22 protein-coding genes are annotated in these 20,422 nt (G+C 70.7%); 9 read left to right on the plus strand and 13 right to left on the minus strand.

Going from position 1 to position 20,422, the window contains the following annotated elements; genetic code table 11:
• The 3 genes from IE107_RS32070 to IE107_RS32080 all read right to left on the minus strand — a co-directional run.
• Positions 1 to 161: DUF2637 domain-containing protein (locus tag IE107_RS32070; protein WP_229867419.1), on the minus strand; the 161-nt coding region annotated here is incomplete at its 3' end.
• A gap of 244 nt (positions 162 to 405) precedes the next feature.
• On the minus strand, positions 406 to 1,269 hold the full coding sequence (locus IE107_RS32075) for a DUF3558 family protein (RefSeq protein ID WP_189547872.1): 864 nt from the start codon (positions 1,267 to 1,269) through the stop codon (positions 406 to 408).
• A 200-nt stretch (positions 1,270 to 1,469) separates the two neighbouring features.
• Positions 1,470 to 2,402 (minus strand): DUF3558 domain-containing protein, encoded by a 933-nt coding sequence (locus IE107_RS32080; RefSeq protein ID WP_189547873.1) that lies wholly within the window; start codon positions 2,400 to 2,402, stop codon positions 1,470 to 1,472.
• A gap of 170 nt (positions 2,403 to 2,572) precedes the next feature.
• Between IE107_RS32080 and IE107_RS32085 the strand changes: the two genes are divergently transcribed.
• The gene (locus tag IE107_RS32085) at positions 2,573 to 3,766 is read left to right on the plus strand and encodes an RtcB family protein (protein WP_189547874.1); all 1,194 of its coding nucleotides are present in this window, start codon (positions 2,573 to 2,575) and stop codon (positions 3,764 to 3,766) included.
• Between the two features lie 144 nt (positions 3,767 to 3,910).
• Here IE107_RS32085 and IE107_RS32090 read toward each other — a convergent pair whose 3' ends face one another.
• The 3 genes from IE107_RS32090 to IE107_RS32100 all read right to left on the minus strand — a co-directional run bounded on the left by IE107_RS32090 (position 3,911) and on the right by IE107_RS32100 (position 6,671).
• Positions 3,911 to 4,669, minus strand: a complete 759-nt coding sequence (locus IE107_RS32090) for an SDR family NAD(P)-dependent oxidoreductase (RefSeq protein ID WP_189547875.1) — start codon at positions 4,667 to 4,669, stop codon at positions 3,911 to 3,913.
• Positions 4,670 to 4,723: 54 nt separating this feature from the next.
• A complete protein-coding gene (locus IE107_RS32095; RefSeq protein WP_189547876.1) occupies positions 4,724 to 5,059 on the minus strand; it encodes a YnfA family protein in 336 nt (111 codons plus the stop codon).
• 145 nt (positions 5,060 to 5,204) lie between these two features.
• Positions 5,205 to 6,671: an FAD-dependent monooxygenase gene (locus tag IE107_RS32100; protein WP_189547877.1), complete on the minus strand. Its 1,467-nt coding sequence runs from the start codon at positions 6,669 to 6,671 to the stop codon at positions 5,205 to 5,207.
• Positions 6,672 to 6,796: 125 nt separating this feature from the next.
• On the opposite strand from IE107_RS32100, the gene IE107_RS32105 reads away from it, so the two are divergent.
• A complete protein-coding gene (locus IE107_RS32105; RefSeq protein ID WP_189547878.1) occupies positions 6,797 to 7,369 on the plus strand; it encodes a TetR/AcrR family transcriptional regulator in 573 nt (190 codons plus the stop codon).
• Between the two features lie 244 nt (positions 7,370 to 7,613).
• Here the strand turns inward: IE107_RS32105 and IE107_RS32110 are convergent, their stop codons facing one another.
• On the minus strand, positions 7,614 to 8,357 hold the full coding sequence (locus IE107_RS32110; protein ID WP_189547879.1) for a Mut7-C RNAse domain-containing protein: 744 nt from the start codon (positions 8,355 to 8,357) through the stop codon (positions 7,614 to 7,616).
• A 129-nt stretch (positions 8,358 to 8,486) separates the two neighbouring features.
• Between IE107_RS32110 and IE107_RS32115 the strand changes: the two genes are divergently transcribed.
• The gene (locus IE107_RS32115; protein ID WP_189547880.1) at positions 8,487 to 8,924 is read left to right on the plus strand and encodes a GNAT family N-acetyltransferase; all 438 of its coding nucleotides are present in this window, start codon (positions 8,487 to 8,489) and stop codon (positions 8,922 to 8,924) included.
• Positions 8,925 to 8,951: 27 nt separating this feature from the next.
• Here the strand turns inward: IE107_RS32115 and IE107_RS32120 are convergent, their stop codons facing one another.
• The 5 genes from IE107_RS32120 to IE107_RS32140 all read right to left on the minus strand — a co-directional run bounded on the left by IE107_RS32120 (position 8,952) and on the right by IE107_RS32140 (position 13,834).
• A complete protein-coding gene (locus IE107_RS32120) occupies positions 8,952 to 9,752 on the minus strand; it encodes a helix-turn-helix domain-containing protein (protein WP_189547881.1) in 801 nt (266 codons plus the stop codon).
• Positions 9,753 to 9,871: 119 nt separating this feature from the next.
• Positions 9,872 to 11,008, minus strand: a complete 1,137-nt coding sequence (locus tag IE107_RS32125) for a hypothetical protein (protein ID WP_189547882.1) — start codon at positions 11,006 to 11,008, stop codon at positions 9,872 to 9,874.
• A 92-nt stretch (positions 11,009 to 11,100) separates the two neighbouring features.
• Entirely contained in the window at positions 11,101 to 11,985 is an 885-nt protein-coding gene (locus IE107_RS32130; RefSeq protein WP_189547883.1) for a universal stress protein, read from the minus strand.
• A gap of 39 nt (positions 11,986 to 12,024) precedes the next feature.
• Positions 12,025 to 13,026, minus strand: a complete 1,002-nt coding sequence (locus IE107_RS32135; RefSeq protein WP_189547884.1) for an Acg family FMN-binding oxidoreductase — start codon at positions 13,024 to 13,026, stop codon at positions 12,025 to 12,027.
• Positions 13,027 to 13,180: 154 nt separating this feature from the next.
• Complete coding sequence (locus IE107_RS32140) at positions 13,181 to 13,834, minus strand: TetR/AcrR family transcriptional regulator (RefSeq protein WP_189547885.1); 654 nt, start codon at positions 13,832 to 13,834, stop codon at positions 13,181 to 13,183.
• Positions 13,835 to 13,954: 120 nt separating this feature from the next.
• Here IE107_RS32140 and IE107_RS32145 point away from each other — a divergent pair, with 120 nt between their 5' ends.
• Positions 13,955 to 14,512 (plus strand): NADPH-dependent FMN reductase, encoded by a 558-nt coding sequence (locus IE107_RS32145; RefSeq protein ID WP_189547886.1) that lies wholly within the window; start codon positions 13,955 to 13,957, stop codon positions 14,510 to 14,512.
• Between the two features lie 145 nt (positions 14,513 to 14,657).
• Here the strand turns inward: IE107_RS32145 and IE107_RS32150 are convergent, their stop codons facing one another.
• The gene (locus IE107_RS32150) at positions 14,658 to 15,248 is read right to left on the minus strand and encodes a hypothetical protein (protein WP_189547887.1); all 591 of its coding nucleotides are present in this window, start codon (positions 15,246 to 15,248) and stop codon (positions 14,658 to 14,660) included.
• Between the two features lie 129 nt (positions 15,249 to 15,377).
• Here IE107_RS32150 and hemL point away from each other — a divergent pair, with 129 nt between their 5' ends.
• The 5 genes from hemL (at position 15,378) to IE107_RS32175 (ending at position 20,422) form a co-directional block, all read left to right on the plus strand.
• Positions 15,378 to 16,694 carry a glutamate-1-semialdehyde 2,1-aminomutase gene (gene hemL / locus IE107_RS32155; protein ID WP_373302546.1) on the plus strand — a complete coding sequence of 439 codons (1,317 nt, stop codon included), beginning with the start codon at positions 15,378 to 15,380 and terminating at the stop codon, positions 16,692 to 16,694.
• Positions 16,691 to 17,407 (plus strand): histidine phosphatase family protein, encoded by a 717-nt coding sequence (locus tag IE107_RS32160; protein ID WP_189547889.1) that lies wholly within the window; start codon positions 16,691 to 16,693, stop codon positions 17,405 to 17,407. The genes hemL and IE107_RS32160 overlap by 4 nt, the downstream gene beginning before the upstream one ends.
• 316 nt (positions 17,408 to 17,723) lie before the next feature.
• The gene (locus IE107_RS32165; protein WP_189547890.1) at positions 17,724 to 18,974 is read left to right on the plus strand and encodes a polysaccharide deacetylase family protein; all 1,251 of its coding nucleotides are present in this window, start codon (positions 17,724 to 17,726) and stop codon (positions 18,972 to 18,974) included.
• A gap of 67 nt (positions 18,975 to 19,041) precedes the next feature.
• Positions 19,042 to 19,653: a TlpA family protein disulfide reductase gene (locus tag IE107_RS32170; RefSeq protein ID WP_189547891.1), complete on the plus strand. Its 612-nt coding sequence runs from the start codon at positions 19,042 to 19,044 to the stop codon at positions 19,651 to 19,653.
• A 4-nt stretch (positions 19,654 to 19,657) separates the two neighbouring features.
• Positions 19,658 to 20,422: a cytochrome c biogenesis CcdA family protein gene (locus IE107_RS32175; protein WP_189547892.1), complete on the plus strand. Its 765-nt coding sequence runs from the start codon at positions 19,658 to 19,660 to the stop codon at positions 20,420 to 20,422.

The following is a 20,422-nucleotide window of genomic DNA, read 5'->3' on the forward strand; positions in this document are numbered from 1 at the left end:
TCGATGCCGATCGGGAAGACCAGCGAGAAGTCCCCGAAGCCCTTCTGGAGGGCGAGCTCACGCACCGCCGCGTACGATCCCGCGAATCCGATCGCGGCGATGAGCACCGCACCGGCGACCACGAGACCGATGAGTATCCGGTGGGTGCGTGTCAGCTGCATCGCGGCCACCCGCGTTCCCCTCCCCGTTCTCCCGTATCCGGCGTCGTGTTCCGGCGCCGTGCTTCGACGTCCTGTTCGGCGTCCTGCTGCGAATTCTGGCGGGCACAGCCTGGCACACGGGAACGCGGCGTGTTGCGTGGGGAGGGGCGAAGCCCGGCGCTCGGGGGGAGCGCCGGGCTTCGTCGAGCCGCCTCTGGGCAGGGGTGTTGCTCGGGCTGTCCGGCGGATCAGGGCCGAACGGGTCCTAGCTCGTCTTCTTGACGGACGACTTGTTGGCGGAGGTCTTCCTGTTCGTCGACTTGCCGTCCGAGGAGTCCTTGTCGGAGGACTTGGGGGAGTCCTCCTTGTCCGTGGCCTTCTCGCTCGGAGCGGTCGAGCCGGACGGCTTGTCCGACTCCGTGCCGGCGACGGCGGCCACCGCTTCCTTGGCCGCCTTCTCGGCGCCCTTCAGGATGTCGGTGGCGGAGGGGGTCTTCGCGCCCGCGTAACCCGCGCCGTTGTAGGTGAGGGTGACGACGACGTTCTCGGTCCGGGCCACGATCGTCGCGTACTTGAAGTCCTCTTTGGTCTTGCTGAGGTCGTAGGTGATTTTGGTGGCCTGCTCGCCGATGCCGCTGACGGGCGCCTCGGCGATCTTCTTGGCGCCCTCGGCCACCTTGGCCTTGGCGACCTGCTTGTCGAAGTCCTGCCGGGCGCGCTCGGCGCCGCTGCCCAGGGACTGGTCCGAGTCGAAGCGGGTGAAGCCGACGTCGAGCCAGCGGTACTGCGAGCCCTTCACGCCGTTGTCGTCGAGGCCGTTCCAGGAGCAGCCGGCGCGGTACGAGGTGTCGCTGGAGGTGGCGGCCGTTCCGCTCTTGGACTTCGCCGAGGGAACCAGGGAGGTCACCGTCTTCTTGGCGATCGACTTGCACGGGTCGGGCAGCGCGGCGAACTTCGCGGGCTCGACGGTCGGTTCCGCCTTCTTGCTCGCGCTCGCCGATGCGGACGACTCGGACGAGTCCGGTTCCTTCTTGTCGCCGGAGTCCGACGAGCAGCCGGCGACGACGAGCATCACCGGGACGGCGGCGCAGGCGAGTATGCGGGAGAGTCGCGGGGCTGAACGGTGCATGGTTCCTTCACTCGGGTGGCGCGGCGGGCGGGCTGCCAGGCGGTCGGGCGGGTGGTCGGCAGGTGTTCCGGAGGGTGGCCCGGAAGATGCTCCGGAGGGTTTCCGGAGGGCCACGGTACGACGGACCGGGACCGGATGCCGCCTCGGCCGGGGTCCCGGCGACCGGTGGCGACGCGTGCCAGGGGCGCCCGGGACGGGGTTCATTCGCTGAACTCGTCGACCAGCTGCCGGGCCAGTGCCTGGGCCTTCTCCTGCAGTTCCTTGCTCTCGGGGACCACGGTGGAGACGGTCGGCTGCTCGGTGAAGTCGACGGTCACGATGACGTTCGATGTGCGGAATACCACGCTCACCGTGCGGTGCTGTGCGGTGGAACCTGCCCGGGTGAGCAGATCGTTCAGAAATGCGCTGTCACCGAGGTCGTCGAGGACGCGCGGCTGGAGGTCGCCCGGGTCTTCGTCGGTGTTCGTGACGCCGTCGGTGTCCCCGGTGTCCCCGGTGTCCCCGGTGTCCCCGGTGTTTCCGGCGTCGTCGGTGCTTCCGGTCTCGCTGCTTCCGGCTTCGGAGGAGAGGCCGGTCAGGGCGTGCGAGGGGGCGTCGGAGCCGGAGGTGGTGGCGTCGTCGTCGGAAGCCGCGGGGTGCGTCGGCTTCTTCGTGTCCTTTGCCTTCTCCGTGCTGCTGTCCGCGGCGTCGGGGGTCGGGGAGGGCGAGGACAGACCGGCGGCGGTCTCCTTCTTCGTGTACACCTCGCGGGCGCGGTCGTCGTCGCTCACCGCGGGGTCGTAGGACACGACACGCTCGAAGTCGATGGACAGGGAGCGTGAGGAGGAGGGGCCCTCGGACTTCCAGCGGCAGCCGACCCGGCGGTCGGTGTTGTAGGTGACGGCGGCGGTGCCCTCGTACACCTTCTTCTGCTGTTCCTCGGACAGTTCGGCGGCGCCCGGGAGCAGGTCCTTCAGCGTCGACGTCGCGATGGCGCGACAAGGGTCGGGAAGTGTCTGGTACTTGCCGGGGGCCGCTGCGGTGACGGCTGTCTCGCCGGACTTGCCGTCGCCGACGGAATCATCGGTTCCGGTGTCGGCGCTGCAGCCGACGACGAGCGATGCCAGCAGCGCGGTGCCGGATACATAGGCCATTCGTCGCACGGCCCTGGGCTCCCTTCGTGCGAAAAACGGTTGCCGCTCGATGGCGACCGGTGGACACAATGTGTATCGCACGCGCCGCTGTGATTGCCGGTCGACCGACTCGTTTGCCGACCTTGGCACCGGTTTTGCGCTTTCAGACTTTTCGGGGGAATCGAGGAACTATGTCTTATGTAGAGGTGCCGGGGGCGAAGGTCCCCATCCGCATGTGGGCCGACCCGGCTTCGGTCGAGGACGTCGCGATGCAACAGCTGCGCAATGTGGCCACGCTGCCCTGGATCAAGGGTCTCGCCGTCATGCCGGACGTCCATTTCGGCAAGGGGGCGACGGTCGGTTCGGTGATCGCGATGCAGGGCGCGGTCTGTCCTGCGGCGGTCGGGGTGGACATCGGCTGCGGAATGTCCGCGGTGAAGACCTCGCTGACGGCCAATGACCTGCCGGGCGACCTGTCCCGGCTCCGGTCGAAGATCGAGCAGGCCATTCCGGTGGGCCGCGGGATGCACGACGAGGCCGTGGCGCCGGACCAGCTCTACGGCTTCCGGGCGCCGGGCTGGGACGACTTCTGGGGACGGTTCGACGGGGTGGCCGATGCGGTCAAGTTCCGTCAGGAACGGGCCACGAAGCAGATGGGAACGCTCGGATCGGGCAACCATTTCATCGAGTTCTGCCTCGACGAGGCGGGTTCGGTCTGGCTGATGCTGCACTCCGGATCGCGGAACATCGGCAAGGAACTGGCCGATTTCCACATCGGGCAGGCGCAGAAGCTGCCGCACAACCAGGATCTGATCGACCGCGACCTGGCGGTGTTCATCGCCGACACCCCGCAGATGGCGGCGTACCGGAACGACCTGTTCTGGGCGCAGGAGTACGCGAAGTACAACCGCGCCATCATGATGGCGCTCTTCCAGAACGTGGTCCGCAAGGAGTTCAAGAAGGCCAAGGTCACTTTCGAGCCGGTCATCTCCTGCCACCACAACTATGTGGCGGAGGAGCGGTACGAGGGTATGGACCTGCTGGTCACGCGGAAGGGCGCGATCCGTGCGGGGGCCGGGGACTTCGGGATCATCCCGGGTTCGATGGGCACCGGCTCGTACATCGTGAAGGGCCTCGGGAACGAGAAGTCGTTCAACTCGGCCTCGCACGGCGCCGGCCGGAAGATGAGCCGGAACGCCGCGAAGCGGCGCTTCTCGACGCGCGATCTGGAGGACCAGACGCGCGGTGTGGAGTGCCGTAAGGACTCCGGTGTCGTGGACGAGATTCCGGCCGCGTACAAGCCGATCGAGAAGGTCATCGAGCAGCAGCGGGACCTGGTGGAGGTCGTCGCGAAGCTCAAGCAGATCGTGTGCGTGAAGGGCTGAGGTCCGCTGCGCACGGCTGACGGAAGAGCCTCGGACGCGGGTGGTGTGTCCGGGGTTCTTCTTTCTTTCTTTCTTTCCTGGTGTCTCCAGGTCTTTCCCGGTCGCGCTTGTCTCCGGGCGCCCTGCTTTCTGCGGTCGCCGGGGTCAGCTGGTGCGGTGGACCTTGGAGTTGGAGGCCTGGGCGCGGGGGCGGACCACCAGGAGGTCGATGTTGACGTGGCTGGGCCGGGTGACGGCCCAGGTGATGGTGTCGGCCACGTCGTCGGCGGTGAGGGGGGCGTCGACGCCCGCGTAGACCTTGGCCGCCTTCTCGGTGTCGCCGCGGAAACGTGTGGTGGCGAACTCCTCCGTCCTGACCATGCCGGGGGCGACCTCGATGACACGGACGGGGGTGCCGACGATCTCCAGGCGGAGGGTCTCGGCCAGGACGTGCTCGCCGTGCTTGGCGGCCACGTAACCGCCGCCGCCCTCGTAGGTGGAGAGGCCCGCGGTGGAGGAGAGGACCACGATCGTGCCGTCGCCGCTCCCGGTGAGGGCGGGGAGCAGGGCCTGGGTGACGTTGAGCGTGCCGATGACGTTCGTCTCGTACATCTGGCGCCAGTCGGCGGGGTCGCCGGTGGCGACGGGGTCGGCCCCGAGCGCGCCGCCCGCGTTGTTGACGAGGACGGCGAGGGTACGGAACGCCGTGGCGAACTCGTCCACCGCGGCGCGGTCGGTGACGTCCAGCGCGTAGGCCGTTGCCTGGTGGCCCGCCTCGTTGATCTCGGCGGCGAGCGCCTCGATGCGGTCCTTGCGGCGGGCGGTCAGTACGACGCGGTAGCCGGCTGCGGCCAGCTGCCGGGCGGTCGCGGCGCCGATGCCGCTGCTCGCTCCGGTGACGACGGCGATCGGGGTGGCGGCCATGGCGGACTCCTCGGACAGCTGATCGGTACCGGGCCAGGATAGGCAGGCGCGGGGTCAGTGGTTGCGAGGGGCGTACATGATCACGGCCATGCCGGCCAGGCAGATCAGCGCTCCGATCACATCCCACCGGTCGGGGCGGTAGCCGTCGGCGACCATGCCCCAGGCGATCGAGCCGGCGACGAAGACGCCGCCGTACGCGGCGAGGATGCGGCCGAACTCGCCGTCCGGCTGGAGCGTGGCGACGAAGCCGTAGGCGCCGAGGGCGAGGACGCCCGCCCCGATCCAGATCCAGCCCCGGTGCTCACGCACGCCCTGCCAGACCAGCCAGGCGCCCCCGATCTCGAAGAGTGCGGCGACGACGAACAGGGCGACGGAACGGGTGATGGGCATGGAGCCAGCGTTTCATGGGGGAAGCGAGGGGCCGAATGAGTGGGGGAGCATGACGAACCGGTCGGTGAATTCCTGAGCCCGGGTGGGTGGTGCGGGCCTCGTGGACGGTGATGCGGTCTCGCGGCCGGTGATGCGGATCCGGGGCTCATAGGGTGAGGGCGGCCCGCAGGTCCGCCGGGTCGGGGTGCTCGCTCGCCCAGGCGATATAGCCGTCGGGCCGGACGAGCAGGGCGGTGGTGCGGTTGCTCCGCCAGTGGGCGTGCACCAGCGGAGCCGGTGATGCCGGGGTGGCGGTGCCGGCGGGAGTGACGAGGACGAACGTCCCGTCGCGCAGCAGTTGGTGCAGACGGCCCTCGCGCAGGCTCAGGTCGGGGGCGCGCTTCGAGGTCAGGGGATGTGCGCCGCGCGGCGCCTGGTAGGCGATCGAGATGCCGGAGACCAGGCCGATGGCCTTGCCGGAGGCGGGCCGGACTATGGACAGCGCCGTGGCCGCGAGGGTTCTGACCGCCCGCTGGAGCGGGGTGCGGGCCATGGCGAGGCGGACGAGCGCGCCGCTGGAGCGGAGCACCTTCGTGCCGACCGGGTGCCGTTCGGCGTGGTAGCTGTCGAGGAGTGCCTCCGGGTCGGCCGTCCGTCCCCGCAGTACGGCGGCGAGCTTCCAGGAGAGATTGGCGGCGTCCTGAAGGCCGGTGTTCATGCCCTGGCCGCCCGCGGGCGAGTGGACGTGGGCGGCGTCCCCGGCGAGGAAGACCCGGCCGGTGCGGTAACGCGGAACTTGCCGTTCGTCGCTGTGGAAGCGGGAGATCCAGCGGGGATCGTGCATGCCGAAGTCGGTGCCGAGGGCGAGGCGGGCGATCTCGCGCACCTCTTCGAGATCGACGGGGTCGGAGGGGCTGCTGTCGGCGGCCTGGTGCCTGTGGCTCCACCCCATCACGCGGTACCAGCCGTCGCCGAAGGGCACGATGAAGGCGAAGGTGTTCCCGCGGCCGTTGACCGTGAGGATGTCGTCCGGCTCCTCGGTGAGCCGGACATCGGCGAGGGCCATCGACCGGATCACGGATTTGCCGGGGAAGGGCAGCCCGAGCGCCTGGCGCACGGGGCTGCGCATACCGTCGGCGCCCACGAGATAGCGGGCGGTGAGAGTGGTCCGGCCGCCGTCCGGCTCGCGCAGTTCGGCCGTGACGGATTCCGATGCGGCGCTCTGGTGCAGCCCGGTCAGCTCCGTGTCGTACCGGAAGCGGACCCCGGCGGTGCGGGCTCGGCGCTCCAGCAGCTGCTCCACCTCGTACTGCGGGGTGATCAGCACGAAGGGGAAGCGGGTGCGCAGCCGGTCGAGGTCGAGCGAGAGCCTGCCGAAGAAGCGCAGGGAGCTGAGGGGGGTGCCCGTCTTGATCAGCTCGTCGGCCAGGCCACGGCTGTCGAGCAGTTCGAGTGTGCGGGCGTGTACGGCGAAGGCGCGGGTCATATTGCTCGTCCGGTGCGGGCGGCGCTCCACGAGCGTCACGGAGACGCCCTGGGCGGCGAGATCTCCCGCGAGCAGCAGGCCGGTGGGGCCCGCGCCCACGACGAGTACGTCGACGAGCTCGGGTGCGGTGCTCGGGGTGGTGGTCATGGCTGCCTCCTGGGCCCGGTCATCGGCTGTCACCTTCATGCCAACGAGCGTTGGTCAACGCTTGTTGGCAACGGTACTCCCGGCGCGGCTGGCATGTCAACGCACGTTGGCCTACATTTGTTGGCATGACAAAGCCCGCCACCGCGCCCCGCCGTTCGGATGCCACCAAGGCCGCGATTCTCGTAGCCGCGCGTGAGCGGTTCGCCGCCGACGGGTACGAGCGCGCCACCATCCGGGCCATTGCCCGGGACGCCAGCATCGACCCGTCGATGGTCATGCGCTACTACGGCAACAAGGAGGGGCTGTTCGTCGCCGCCTCCGCGATCGATCTGCGGATTCCCGAGCTGGGGGCGTTGCCGGGCAAGCACGTCGGGTCGGTGCTCGTCACGCACTTCCTCGACCGCTGGGAGAACGACGACGTGCTCACGGCCATGCTCAGGGTCGGTGTCACCAACGAAGCGGGCGCGGAGCGGATGAGGGCCGTGTTCGCCGAGCAGATCGGCGCGGTCACGGTCGGCGTCTGCCCCGTTCCGGCCGAAGCGGCCCACCGTGCGGCGCTCGTCGCCTCGCAGATACTCGGAATGGCGCTCGCGCGCTACGTGCTGCGGTTCGGGCCCGCCGTCGAGATGTCGCGCGATGAGGTGATCGCCTGGCTCGCGCCCACCGTCCAGCGCTACTTGACCGCCGAGACGCCGTAGCCGGTCGGCAGGGCAGGCCTTGCTCATGGCCGCGTACGGACTCTGCGCCAGGCCGTCGCCGACCGTCTGCGGCTCCATCCGGCCGATCAGGCGTTGCGGGAGGCCACAGACGCGACCGCCGTGTGCGGTGCGACGGCTGCCGGGCCTTCGGACGCCGGCCCCGGGCGAGGCCGATTACGCGCCCCCGGCGAGGCTTATTACGCGCCATCCCCGGGCGAGGCCGGCGCGTCAGCCCTCCCCGGAACTACGCCCTGTCCGCCCGCGCGGGCGCGAATTCGTGGAGCGCCTTCGTGACGATCGCTTCCAGATGGGTGTGGTGGGCGCCCCGCCAGTAGACCCGGTCGCACTCCGTGCACTGCGCGAAGACGTCGTACGAGCGCCGGGTGCCGTGCTCCAGGTGATCGCTGACCGAGTCCTTGTCGGCCGTTCTCAGCGGGCCGTTGCAGGCGGTGCACCTGGTCCAGGGAGCCAGATGCGGGGCGAACCGCCCCAGCACATCGCGCAGTTGGTCCTCCGGGCGGTCGCTGTAGATGTACGCCCCGGCCCAGATCTCCCGGCGGTGCAGCAGCCCGCGGTCCCGCGAGAGCAGTACGCGCCGCTCGTCCGCCGACCGGGCGGCCAGCGCGGCATCGCCGATGTCCTCGCTCTCGTACGCCGCGTCGACGCCCAGCAGCCGCAGCCGCCGGGCCAGCGTGCCGAGGTGGACATCGAGCAGGAACCGCAGCGGCGCGCCCGGGACGTACTGGGGGCGCTGCACGGCCCGTACCTCGACCAGTTCGCCGGCCCCCGGGATGTGCGAGACGGGCACGGGCCGGCCGTCGACCAGGAGCTGTCCGGCCTCGGTGAGCGGGATGCCGAGCGACTCCACGACATGGCCGAGGGTGGAGGAGCCGTCGGTGATCACGGCCGTGCGTCCCCGGCGGCGTTCATGCGCGACGAAGAGCCGCAGCTCGGGGGCGACTTCGAGGTGGATCTCCGGTCCGTTCACCCCGTCAGCATGTCATCGGCCGGGGTGCGTCAGCCAGGGGGTTTCGACTGCCGCGTGCGCCGGGTGTGCCGGGTGCCCGCGGGCGTCGCGCGGTCAGGGGCGGAGCGGGGGCGCCCCTAGAGTTCCGGTATGAAGATCACCGACCTCGAACCCGGCGACGCCAGACTCACCGACGACCTGCTTCCCGTCCTGCGTGAACTCCGCCCCCACCTCACCGAGGACCTCTTCCGGGAGGTGTACGAGCGGGGGTACGGGCAGGGCCTGCGGTTCAGCGCCGCCTACGACGACCGGGGCGTCTGCGTGGGCGCGGCCGGGTGGCGCGTCGTCGACAACACCAGCCAGATCCGGCAGCTGTACGTCGACGACCTGGTCACCGCCGAGGGCGCCCGCTCCACCGGGGTCGGCCGAAGGCTCCTCGGCCACCTGGAGGAGCGGGCCAGGGAGGCTGGCTGCCTCCACCTCAACCTGGACTCGGGCACGCACCGCACCGATGCCCACCGCTTCTACCTGCGGGAGCGGCTGGACATCGTCGCGTTCAACTTCGACAAGGCCCTCGATTCGCACTGAGCGGCGGGCGCCGGACCCGGCCGGCGCTCAGCGCGGCGCGAACGCCGTCGGGGGTACGCCGACCGTGGTCGTGAAGTCCCTGGTCAGGTGGGCCTGGTCGCTGTAGCCGAGCTCCGCCGCGAGCGCCGCCCAGTCCACCTGCCGGTCCGACTCGGCCCGCTCCAGCGCTTCGTGGATGCGGTAGCGGAGGATGACCCACTTGGGTCCGACACCGACGTACGCGGCGAACAGCCGCTGGAGCGAGCGCGACGACACCCCTTCCACGCGGGCGAGTTCGCCGACGCGGCGCACCGTGCGGTCCGTACGCACCAGGTCGACCAGGGCCATCGCGCGTTCGGCCTGCGGGTCCGGTTCCGGGGCGAGCGCCAGCAGGTATGCGTCGAGCGCCGCCACCCGCGCGTCCTCGTCCGCCGGGCCGAGCACCGCCGACGGCGGGGCGGGCGGGGTGAACACCTCGTCGGCGGGAAGCCGCCGCCCGGTCCACTCCGCGACCGGTCGGTCCGGTGCGAACGGCCGGAATCCGCCGGGCCGGAACTGCACGCCGCAGACCCGGCCCCGGCCTGACAGCTTCTGCGTGAACAGCTCAAGACCGATGCCCGAGACCTCCGCGAAACCGTCCTCGCCCCCGTACCGCTGGAAGACCAGGTTCACCGACGGGTGGGGCACCAGGTGGGAGGCGTACGGCTGGGACAGGTCCCAGTCGATCAGCCAGTAGTGCTCCAGGTACGGCCGCAGTCCGGCGGCGGGTTCACGGCGGCGGAAACGTACCTGGGCGAAGAGCTCGGGGGCGTCGACGATGCCCCGGGTGTCGCGTCGAGGACCGGCCATGACGGCGATCCTACGGGCGCCGCCGCCGGCTTTCGCACTGCGCGGAAGCCGCTGGAGACCGTTCTTCGGCCCCATGAACGGCCGGACGGGGCGTGCCTGCCCCGCCCCGTGCCGCCGGGCTACCGGCTCCACACGTACAGGGTGTCGCCCGCCTCCGACACCGTGTACCAGGTGCCGTCGCCGAGGGCCGTGGGGGCGCCGGACACCGGGAACGGGTACGTGAGCTGCGCGGCCGGCCGCATCCGCGCCCCGGCCGTGCTCACCAGCCAGTGGCGCGCCTCGCCGTACTCCTCGTCCCGCTCCGACGTACCGGCGACGACGGTCTCCTCGTCGAGGAAGCCGCACGCGTAGTCCCAGAGCGTCTCGTCGGCGTCCTGGTCGTCGGGGTCGGCCCCGGGGTGGCGGGGGACGGTGTGCTCGGTGTCGAGTTCGGACAGCACGGAACCGTCGTCCACCCGGTGCACGCCGAGGGTCTCCTGGTAATGGGTCACCGTCAGGAAGCGGTCGCCCGAGGGACTCACATCCGTGAGGATCCGCTCGTCGTCGCAGAACCGCCGGACGGAGAGCTGCTCGCCGTCCCAGCGGCCCCACAGCATCGGCACCCCGTCCTGCCCCTCGCCGACGCACAGTCCCATCCGGGCGGGGTCGGGGTGCGGGACGTGGTCCGATCCGACCGCCGCGGTCTCCGCCTCCGCCCGGCCGAGCACCCGTCCGTCGGCGGCGTCGAGGACCAGCCACTCGTCCAGCGCCTCCGGATCGGGCCCGAACGCGGCGACCGGGCCGCGGACATGGGCCCACACAAGGCTTGCGTCCGCGGAGAACACGGCCGAGCCGCTGTCCGCGTAGAGATGGCGGCGGTCGGTCGCGTACTCCTCGTACGTGGTGTGGAGGGCGCGGCAACCACCCTCCCAGCAGCCGTGCCGGACCTCCCAGCGCACCGCCCCTGTCGGGTCCACCGCACGGACCGCGTGCACCCCGGCGAAGACCGCGAGGTCACCGCCCGGGGCCACCGCGCAGGTGCCGAAGCCGCGGGGCCACGGCGCGGGGAAGCGGACCGCCGCCGCGCCCGGGGAATCGGGGTCGAGAGCGATCAGTTCGGTGTCACCGCGCTGGACGAGCAGGCGCCGGCCTTCTGCTGACCGCCCGTCACCGGGTGCGGGCCACCGCAGGAGATCCGGGGCGTCCGCCGCGTCCCGCACGCGGTCCAGCGGTGCGGCGAGCGTGGCGACAAGACGTGCGACGGCGGCATCGGCCATGGGACGGGTCCTCCCCCTCGTGCATGAGTGCAGCGACTCGAACGTGAGTGCATCGGTACGAGGAGAACCGTACGGCCGTGGCCCGGCCCGCATCAGCTCCGGTACGCCTCCGGGACGACGGCGACCGGGCAGGGCGCGTAATGCAGCACCGCGTGGCTGACCGGGCCCAGCTGGAGTCCGTGCCGTCCGCTGCTCCGCCGGGCGCCGACGACCAGCAGTTCCGCCCCCTCGGCGGCCTCGACGAGTACCTGGTGCGCCGGTCCCTGCGCGACCGAGCGGTGGACGACCGTTCCGGAATCGTCCCCTTCGGTCAGCGCCCCCAGGACCTCTTCGAGATGTTCCTCGGCCCGTCGGCGCTGAGGGGAAGCGGGAGCGCCCGGGAAGGGCGGGTGGGTCAGGAGCTCGTGCGCCGGGCGGCGCCAGGCCCGTACGGCGACCAGTTCGCCGTGGCCTGCCGCGGCCTGGGCCAGCGCGAAGACGGCGGCCGCCGACGGTGCGGGGGCGTCGCTGATCCCGACGACGACGCGGCCGGGTTCCGCCCGTGCGCCAGGCCGGACCGCGGGAACCACCACGACCGGGCAGTGGGAGCGGCCGGCCAGCGAGAGTCCGACGGACCCGAGGAGCATTCCGGCGATCCGGCCCCGGCCCCGGGACCCCAGGACGACGAGTGACGCCTTGTGGCTCTCCCGTACGAGTGCGGCCACCGGGTCCTCGGGCTGAACATCGGCCACCACGACCACCTCGGGCCTGAGGTCCCGGACGCGGTCCCGGGCCGAGGCGACGAGATGCTCGGCGAGGGCCTGCTCCCCGGGGTGATCGTCGTCGAGGCCGGGCCGCAGCCCCTCGTAGCGCTCCCACAGCGAGGCGTGCACGATGCGCAGGGGGAGCCGGGAGCGTGCCGCTTCCGTCGCGGCCCAGTCCAGGGCCCGCAGGCTGCCCTCCGATCCGTCCATTCCGACGACCACGGGGAGCCGCATCGCGCACACCGCCTTCTCTCGGTGCCCCTCTCGGGCGTTCTACGGTTCGATCGTCAGCACCCGGTCCAGGGGGCGGCGCGGCGTGTGCGGCCCGGTGGGTCCGTATCCCAGGCGGATGATCATCTGGGGGTGGCCGGTGCCGTGGACCGGTTCGCGCAGGACCCAGCGCAGCTCCGGCCATTCCAGGGGCTGGGTCGCGAACGAGGTGGACACCTGCTCCAGCGTGGCGGCGAGCAGGACGCGCTCCAGCGCCTGGCCTGCGCGCAGCCAGTCCGCGGGGCGGTCGCCCTCGGTGCTCAGCAGGGCCAGCTGGGGCCGCTGTTCGAACAGGACGCGGGCCCGGCCGGCGAGGGAGGAGGTGCCGTCGAAGTCGCGGTTGGTCGCCCGCTCGGTGGCGTCGCGGGGGCCGAAGGCGTAGTCGGGGATGCCGTCGACCGGCGCGTCGGACTTCGTGTACCGGACCCAGTGCTCCTGCTCGGCCTCCCGTGCCGGGTCCGCCCGGTCGTATCCCTCGGCGTCCCGGATCAGGTCGAGCACGGTCCCCAGATGGGGCTCGGTGAGGAAAGCGAAGTCCGCGCCCTCGGCACGGGCCGCGTCGGAGAGGCGCGCCCGGACATCGTCGGGGATCGCCCGCTCGTCGAACGGGTAGCGGCTGGTGTGCCGGTTCGCGATCGCGGGATGGAGGGCGCGGAGCTCTTCGCCGGCTCGCCCGCGCGGGGTGTCGGGGAGATCGTCCAGGCGCACGGATGCCAGGAGGGCCGGCTCCGACGGTGCGGGCAGCAGGGTGGTGACCGCGTCCAGGCCGTGGTGGGCGGCGGAGACCCGCAGGTTGAGCAGGGCCGCGCCGCAGCCGATGTGGAGGGCACGGGTGGAGGGGTCGGCCTGTGGCATCCGGCGCTCGTAATCGGCCCGGAGGACGAGGGTGCGGCTGCGGCGCCCGTAGTGGAAGAGCCAGGGCTGGGCGTTGTGCATGGACGGCGCGGCGGTGGCGTCGGCGACCAGGCCGGTCACCACGGCGTCGGTGAGTGTCTCGGTGGACATCGGACCCCCGGGGGTCGGGAACTGTCGATGTCTCTCCAGCATGTATCAAGATCCGCCGCGGCGATATGGGTCTTTCCTCTCGAAGCTTGCATTTCCCGCGATTTCGGGTTCCGCCGGGCGGCGGCCGGGGGAGAGGCGGCGGGGCGCCGGGTGGCTATGCGGTCGCTCCGAGCCGGGTGACCAGGTGGTGCCAGGCTTCCTCCAGGCGCTCCAGGGGCATGCCGCGCTCCACGGTGAGGTGGTGGACGAGGGCGGTGTCGATGAAGCCGAGCAGGGTGTGGGCCAGCAGTTCCGGATCGCCGGTCGCGTTCGCCTGCCGCAGCAGCATCGCGATGTGGTTGATGCGCAGATGGAGCGCCGGGACGGCGTAGTTGCGCAGCGGGTCGGTCCGGCTGGCCAGGATCAGCGCGTGCTGATCGCGTTCGTGACGCAGAACGGCGGGCCCGAAGGCGTGCAGCCGCTCCGCCGCGGAGGCGCCGGGGCCCAGCGGTGGCGGACCGGAGAGGAAGGCGGCCTGGAGCTGCTTCTCCCGGTGGTCCAGGAGCGCGATCAGGAGGCCGGCCCGGTCGCCGAAGCGCCGGAAGACAGTTCCCTTGCCCACCCCTGCGGCGGCGGCCACCGACTCCATGGTCAGGTCCGCCGCTCCGCACCCGGACAGGAGCCGGGAGGCGGCGTCCAGCAGGAGCGTGCGGTTGCGTGCCGCGTCCGCTCGTAGCTGATGGGGCTCGTCGGTCGGTGCGAGCGGGAGATTCCTCCGCTCTTCTCCTGGTTCGGGCAGTTTCGAGGTAGGGGCGACGGAGTCGGTCATGGCCTCAGCGTAACGTCCGGGAAGAATAAGTGGACCGTGGTCCGTTTAGGTGGTAGAAATTCAACCGGACCGCGGTCCGTTTGTTTGGATCACCTGCCTCTCCGCCTCCCGGGAGTTCCCATGTCTGTACGCATCCTCGCCCTCGTCGGCAGCCTCCGCGCCGGCTCGCACAACCGTCAGCTCGCCGAGGCCGCCGTCAAGCACGCCCCCGAGGGCGCCGAGATCGAGCTGTTCGAGGGCCTGGCCGATGTGCCCTTCTACAACGAGGACACCGACGTCGAGGGAAGCGTCCCGGCGGCCGCCGTCCGGCTGCGTGAGGCGGCGGCAGGGGTCGACGCCTTCCTGCTGTTCTCGCCCGAGTACAACGGCACCATGCCGGCCGTCCTGAAGAACGCCATCGACTGGCTGTCGCGCCCGTTCGGCGCCGGTGCCATCTCCGGCAAGCCGGTCGCCGTGGTCGGCACCGCCTTCGGCCAGTACGGCGGCGTCTGGGCGCAGGACGACGCCCGCAAGTCCGTGGGGATCGCGGGCGCCGTGGTCCTGGAGGACGTCAAGCTGTCCATCCCCGGCTCCGTGACCCGCTTCGCCGACACCCACCCCGCCGACGACGCCGAGGTCGTCACCGCGATCACCGAGGTCATCGCCCAGGTGCGCTCGGCCGTTCCGGTGGCCGCCTGATCTCCGGGCCCGTCCGACCGGGGCCGGACGGGCCCTGCGCATGCGGCGGCGGCCGGGCGAGGACGCCCGGCCGCCGCCGTCGTCATGTTCCGGGGAGTCCCGGGGCGGGCGCGCCCGGGACGGCAACCCGCCGAACGCGCGCCGGTCAGGGCCACACCAGGCAGTACGCCTGGTGCCCCGCATCGTGCAGCCGGTGCGAGAAGTCCTGCCACTCGTGCAGGAGCTGGTAGACGTTGAACGCGTCGCGCGGGCCGCCGCGGTCCGGGACCGTGGACCAGATGAAGGCCGCGGCGCCCACTGACTCCTCGCCGACGCCGCGCAGCGGGTCGACGACCGTCATCGGCAGCTTGACCACCGCGTAGTCGGGGTGCAGCACGACCAGCTCCAGCGGGGGGACCCGGTGCAGAGGTATGCCCTGTATTCCGGTGAGGACCATCGCCGCCACCGTCTCCGGCTTGATCTTGGTGAACATGCCGCCCATGCCCAGCTCGTCGCCGCCGAGCTCCTCGGGGCGCATCGAAATGGGCACGCGTGCCGCGGTGGCCCCGTCGGGAGCACCGAAGTACTTGTAGGTCACCCCCACCCGGCCACCACTCCTGCTTCCGGCTTCGCCACCCTGCGCACCACTGGCCCGTACGCCCTGCTCGCGCTCCGCCTCACGCCGGTGCCTACCCCGCCGGGCAGGCTCGGGCCCCGGGCCGCCGGTCCCTTCGCCCACTCCGCCACCGCGATGCATATCTCATCCACCCGACTACTACTTAGGAGACACAGCCCCCGCCGCGCAACCCGATCATCGTGTCAGTGACCTCCCCCGCGGGCGGGCGGTGAAACACCTGCCCGCAAGACCGTCCGGGGCTCTGACACCATGGCTTGTGTGAGCTTTCCCTATGACGCCCCAGTTTCGCAGACGCTTTTCGACCGCGCGTCCCTCGTGACGCCCGGCGGCGTGAACTCCCCCGTCCGTGCCTTCCGGGCGGTGGGCGGTACGCCCCGCTTCATGGTTTCCGGCAGCGGGCCGTACCTCACCGACGCCGACGGCCGCGAGTATGTCGACCTCGTGTGCTCGTGGGGGCCGATGATCCTCGGCCACTCCCACCCGGAGGTCATCGCCGCAGTCCAGGAGGCCGTCGCCCGCGGGACCTCGTTCGGTACGCCCGGTGAGGGCGAGGTCGCGCTCGCCGAGGAGATCGTGGCCCGGGTCGAGCCCGTGGAGCAGGTGCGGCTGGTGTCGTCCGGCACCGAGGCGACCATGTCCGCGATCCGGCTGGCCCGCGGGTTCACCGGCCGGGCCAAGGTGGTGAAGTTCGCCGGCTGCTACCACGGCCACGTCGACGCGCTGCTCGCCGCCGCCGGTTCCGGGGTCGCGACCTTCGGCCTCCCGGACACCCCCGGGGTCACCGGCGCGCAGGCCGGCGACACGATCGTGCTGCCGTACAACGACCTGGACGCCGTCCGCGAGGCGTTCGCCGCGCACCCCGGCGAGATCGCCTGTGTGATCACCGAGGCGTCGCCGGGCAACATGGGTGTCGTACCGCCGCTGGACGGTTTCAACGCCGGGCTCAAGGAGCTCTGCGCCGCGAACGGTGCGCTCTACATCTCCGACGAGGTCATGACCGGCTTCCGTACGTCGAAGGCCGGCTGGTTCGGCGTCGACGGGGTGCGGCCCGACCTGATGACCTTCGGCAAGGTCATGGGCGGCGGCTTCCCGGCCGCGGCCTTCGGCGGACGCGCGGACGTGATGGCCCACCTCGCTCCGGCCGGCCCCGTCTACCAGGCGGGCACCCTCTCCGGGAACCCCATCGCCACCGCCGCCGGTCTCGCCCAGCTGCGGCTGCTCGACGACGCGGCCTACGCCAAGGTGGACGCGGTCTCCGCGGAGATCCGCGGCCTGGTCAGCGAGGCGCTGGCCAAGGAGGGCGTGGCGCACACCGTGCAGGCGGCGAGCAACATGTTCTCCGTCTTCTTCACCGACCGCCCGGTGCGGAACTACGAGGACGCCAAGCAGCAGGAAGCTTTCCGCTTCACCGCCTTCTTCCACTCGCTGCTGTCGCAGGGTGTCTACCTCCCGCCGTCGGCCTTCGAGTCCTGGTTCGTCTCCACCGCCCACGACACGCAGGCAGTCGAGCGCATCGCCGCCGCTCTGCCCGCCGCCGCCCGCGCCGCCTCGGAGGCCACCGCATGAGCGAGAACGGAAACCGCACGGACGACGGAGGCCGCAAGGACAAGGACATCACCGTCGTCCATCTGATGCGGCACGGCGAGGTGCACAACCCGGAGGGCGTGCTCTACGGCCGCCGCCCCGGCTACCACCTCTCCGAGCTCGGCCGGCAGATGGCCGGCAGGGTCGCCGAGCACCTCGCGGGCCGCGACATCACCCATGTCGTCGCCTCCCCGCTGGAGCGCGCCCAGGAGACGGCCACGCCGATCGCCGAGACGCACGGCCTGGACCTGGCCACCGACGAGCGGCTCATCGAGGCGGCCAACGTCTTCGAGGGCAAGACCTTCGGCGTCGGCGACGGCGCGCTGCGCAAGCCGGACAACTGGAAGCACCTGACGAACCCGTTCCGGCCCTCGTGGGGCGAGCCGTACATCGAGCAGGTCGTACGGATGATGGGCGCGCTGGACGCCGCGCGCGACGCGGCCCGCGGCCACGAGGCGGTCTGCGTCAGCCACCAGCTGCCGATCTGGATCGTGCGGAGCTTCGTCGAGCGGCGGCGGCTGTGGCACGACCCGCGCAAGCGGCAGTGCACCCTCGCCTCGCTGACCAGCTTCACGTACCAGGGCGACAAGATCGTGTCGGTCGGGTACTCGGAGCCGGCGCGGGACCTGGTGCCGGCGCATCTGCTGGCCGGAGCGAAGCCGGTGAAGGGGAAGTCGAAGGCGTTCGGCGCGTAGCCGGCCCACGGGGCCGGCGGGGCGGGGCGCGGGGGCCCCGGGCCCGGGTGCCGGATGCTGAGTCGTCCTTGGTTCGCGTTTTGTCCTCGATCGCCGGACGGGCTTGATCTTTTCGCCCGTCCGGCGATTGCTGTCTTCGGGGGTGGTTGAAGCGATGCTCCCACGCCACCTGCTGGGCCATGTGGTCGATCGCGACTGAGGCCTAGTCATACAAAGAATCATGTGTTAATTCGCGGAACCCCCGTGTTGATTCCATCATCTAAGTGATCGCCAGTTTGTATGGACTTTAGGCAAAACGACCGCAGATGGGGTAATCATGCGTGACATCAGCCGGAGGGGTCTGCTCGGAGCCGGACTGGGAGCCGCCGCCGCCGTCGGGGTGGCGGGCTGCGGCACCTTCGGCTCCTCGGACACGAGCCGGTCGGGGACCACGGGGGAGAAGGGTTCCGACGGAAGCACGCGCGGAACCGGGTCCGAGAAGAAGGACGTCCGGAAGATCGGTGACGGTTCCACCGCGGACACCGGGAAGCAGCCGCACCAGCCCGCCAAGCCGGTCCCGCTCGAACCCGGGCAGACGCCGCCGCAGTTCGTGATCTTCTCCTGGGACGGGGCGGGCGAGGTCGGCAACGGACTCTTCCCGCGCTTTCTGGAACTCGCCAAGGATCACGACGCGGCGATGACCTTCTTCCTGTCCGGGATCTATCTGCTGCCCGAGTCGAAGAAGTCCATGTACCGGCCGCCCAACAACCGCATCGGTGCTTCCGACATCGGATATCTCACCGACGGTCACATCAAGGAGACGCTGAAGAACGTCCGTCAGGCCTGGCTCGACGGGCACGAGATAGGAACCCACTTCAACGGGCATTTCTGCAGCGGTTCCGGATCGGTCGCGAACTGGTCCTCCGCCCAGTGGCGGAGCGAAATCGATCAGGCGGTCTCCTTCGTCACCGAATGGCGTACGAACACCGGCTGGACCGACCTCGATCCGCTTCCTTTCGACTACCGCAAGGAACTGATCGGCGGTCGCGCCCCCTGTCTGCTCGGCCAGGAAAATCTGCTGCCCACGGCGAGCAAGCTCGGCTGGCGCTACGACGCCAGCTCCCCCGGCGGCACCCAGATCTGGCCCAAGAAGCGGGAGGGCGTCTGGGATCTGCCGCTCCAGGCCATGCCGTTCCCGGGGCACAGCTTCGAGGTGCTCTCGATGGACTACAACATCCTCGCCAACCAGTCGCTGAATTCGACCAAGGGCATGCCGTCGCGCTACCCCGAATGGCGCGAGCAGGCCACCCAGTCGTACCTCGCCGGTTTCAACCGCGCGTACTCGACGAATCGCGCACCCTTCTACATCGGAAACCACTTCGAGGAGTGGAACGGCGGCATCTACATGGACGCCGTAGAGGCAGTGCTCAAGAAAATAGCGGGGAAGCCGGATGTGCGCCTCGTCTCCTTCCGGCAGTTCGTCGACTGGCTCGACGTCCAGACCCCGGCCGTGCTCGACAAGCTCCGCACGCTGGGGGTCGGACAGTCCCCCGAAGGCGGCTGGAACGCCTTCTTTAAACAAGCCTGACAACGGGCTTTACGGGCACCGAGGGGGGTGCCCGAGATCGTCGAAACAGCCATGCGAAACTTTTCACATGAGCTATGGCCGCGCACCCCGACGCCGCTTCACCCTGCTCGCCGCCCCCGCAGCGGCCGCCGCCCTCGCCCTCACGCTGACCGCGTGCGGCGGGGACGGCAACAAGGCCGGCGGCGGTGGCAACACGAACTTCGTCACGGGCAGCGGCGGCATCTCCACCGTGGACAAGGGCGACCGCAAGCCCGCCCCGAAGCTGGACGGCGAGACCCTCGAAGGCAAGCAGCTCGACGTCGCCGACTACAAGGGCAAGGTCGTCGTACTGAACATGTGGGGCTCGTGGTGCGGGCCCTGCCGCCTGGAGGCCCAGTACTTCACGCGGGTGGCGAAGGAGACGAAGGACAAGGGCGTCCAGTTCGTCGGGATCAACACCCGGGACCCCAAGAAGGGCCCCGCGATCAGTTTCGAGAAGGACTACGGGGTCCCCTACCCGAGCCTCTACGACCCGACCGGCAAGCTCATGCTCCGCTTCCCCAAGGGCACGCTGCGTCCGCAGGCGATCCCGTCGACCGTGGTGCTGGACCGGGACGGGAAGATCGCCGCGCGTTCGCTGACCGCGCTCGACTCCGACAAGCTGCACAAGATGATCGACCCGCTGATCGCGGAGAAGTGATTCCGTGCACACCCTTGCCGCGCTCCAGGGCGAGAACCCGACCATCGTGGACGGGGCGCTGATCGTCGCCCTGCCCCTGGCCGCACTCGCCGGTCTGGTTTCGTTCTTCTCGCCGTGCGTCCTGCCGCTCGTCCCCGGATACCTCAGTTACGTCACCGGGGTCAGCGGCACGGACCTGGCGCAGGCCCGGCGCGGACGGATGGTCGCGGGCGCCTCGCTCTTCGTGCTCGGCTTCACCGCCGTGTTCGTCTCCGGCGGCGCCCTCTTCGGCTTCTTCGGCCAGACCCTCCAGGAGCAGAGCGGGATCCTCACCAAGATCCTCGGCGTGCTGATGATCCTGATGGGGATCTTCTTCATGGGCCTGATGCCCTGGATGACGCAGCGTGAGTTCCGCATCCACAAGAGGCCGGTGACCGGGCTGGCGGGCGCACCGCTGCTGGGCGCCCTCTTCGGGATCGGCTGGACCCCGTGCCTCGGCCCGACGCTCAGTTCGGTGAGCATGCTCGCCCTGGAACAGGGCACCGCCGTACGCGGGGCGATACTGACCGTCGCGTACTGCCTCGGCCTCGGCGTCCCCTTCGTGCTCGCCGCCGTCGCCTTCCGCAAGGCGCTCGGCGCGTTCGGCTGGGTCAAGCGGCACTACGCATGGGTCATGCGCATCGGTGGCGTCATGATGATCGCGACCGGTCTGCTCCTGCTGACCGGCGTGTGGGGCACGATGATGCAGCAATTGCAGGGCTGGTCCGACGGCTTCACGGTGGGGATCTGA

Origin of the sequence: Streptomyces gelaticus (genome assembly GCF_014649535.1) — a bacterium.
Lineage (GTDB): Bacteria > Actinomycetota > Actinomycetes > Streptomycetales > Streptomycetaceae > Streptomyces > Streptomyces gelaticus.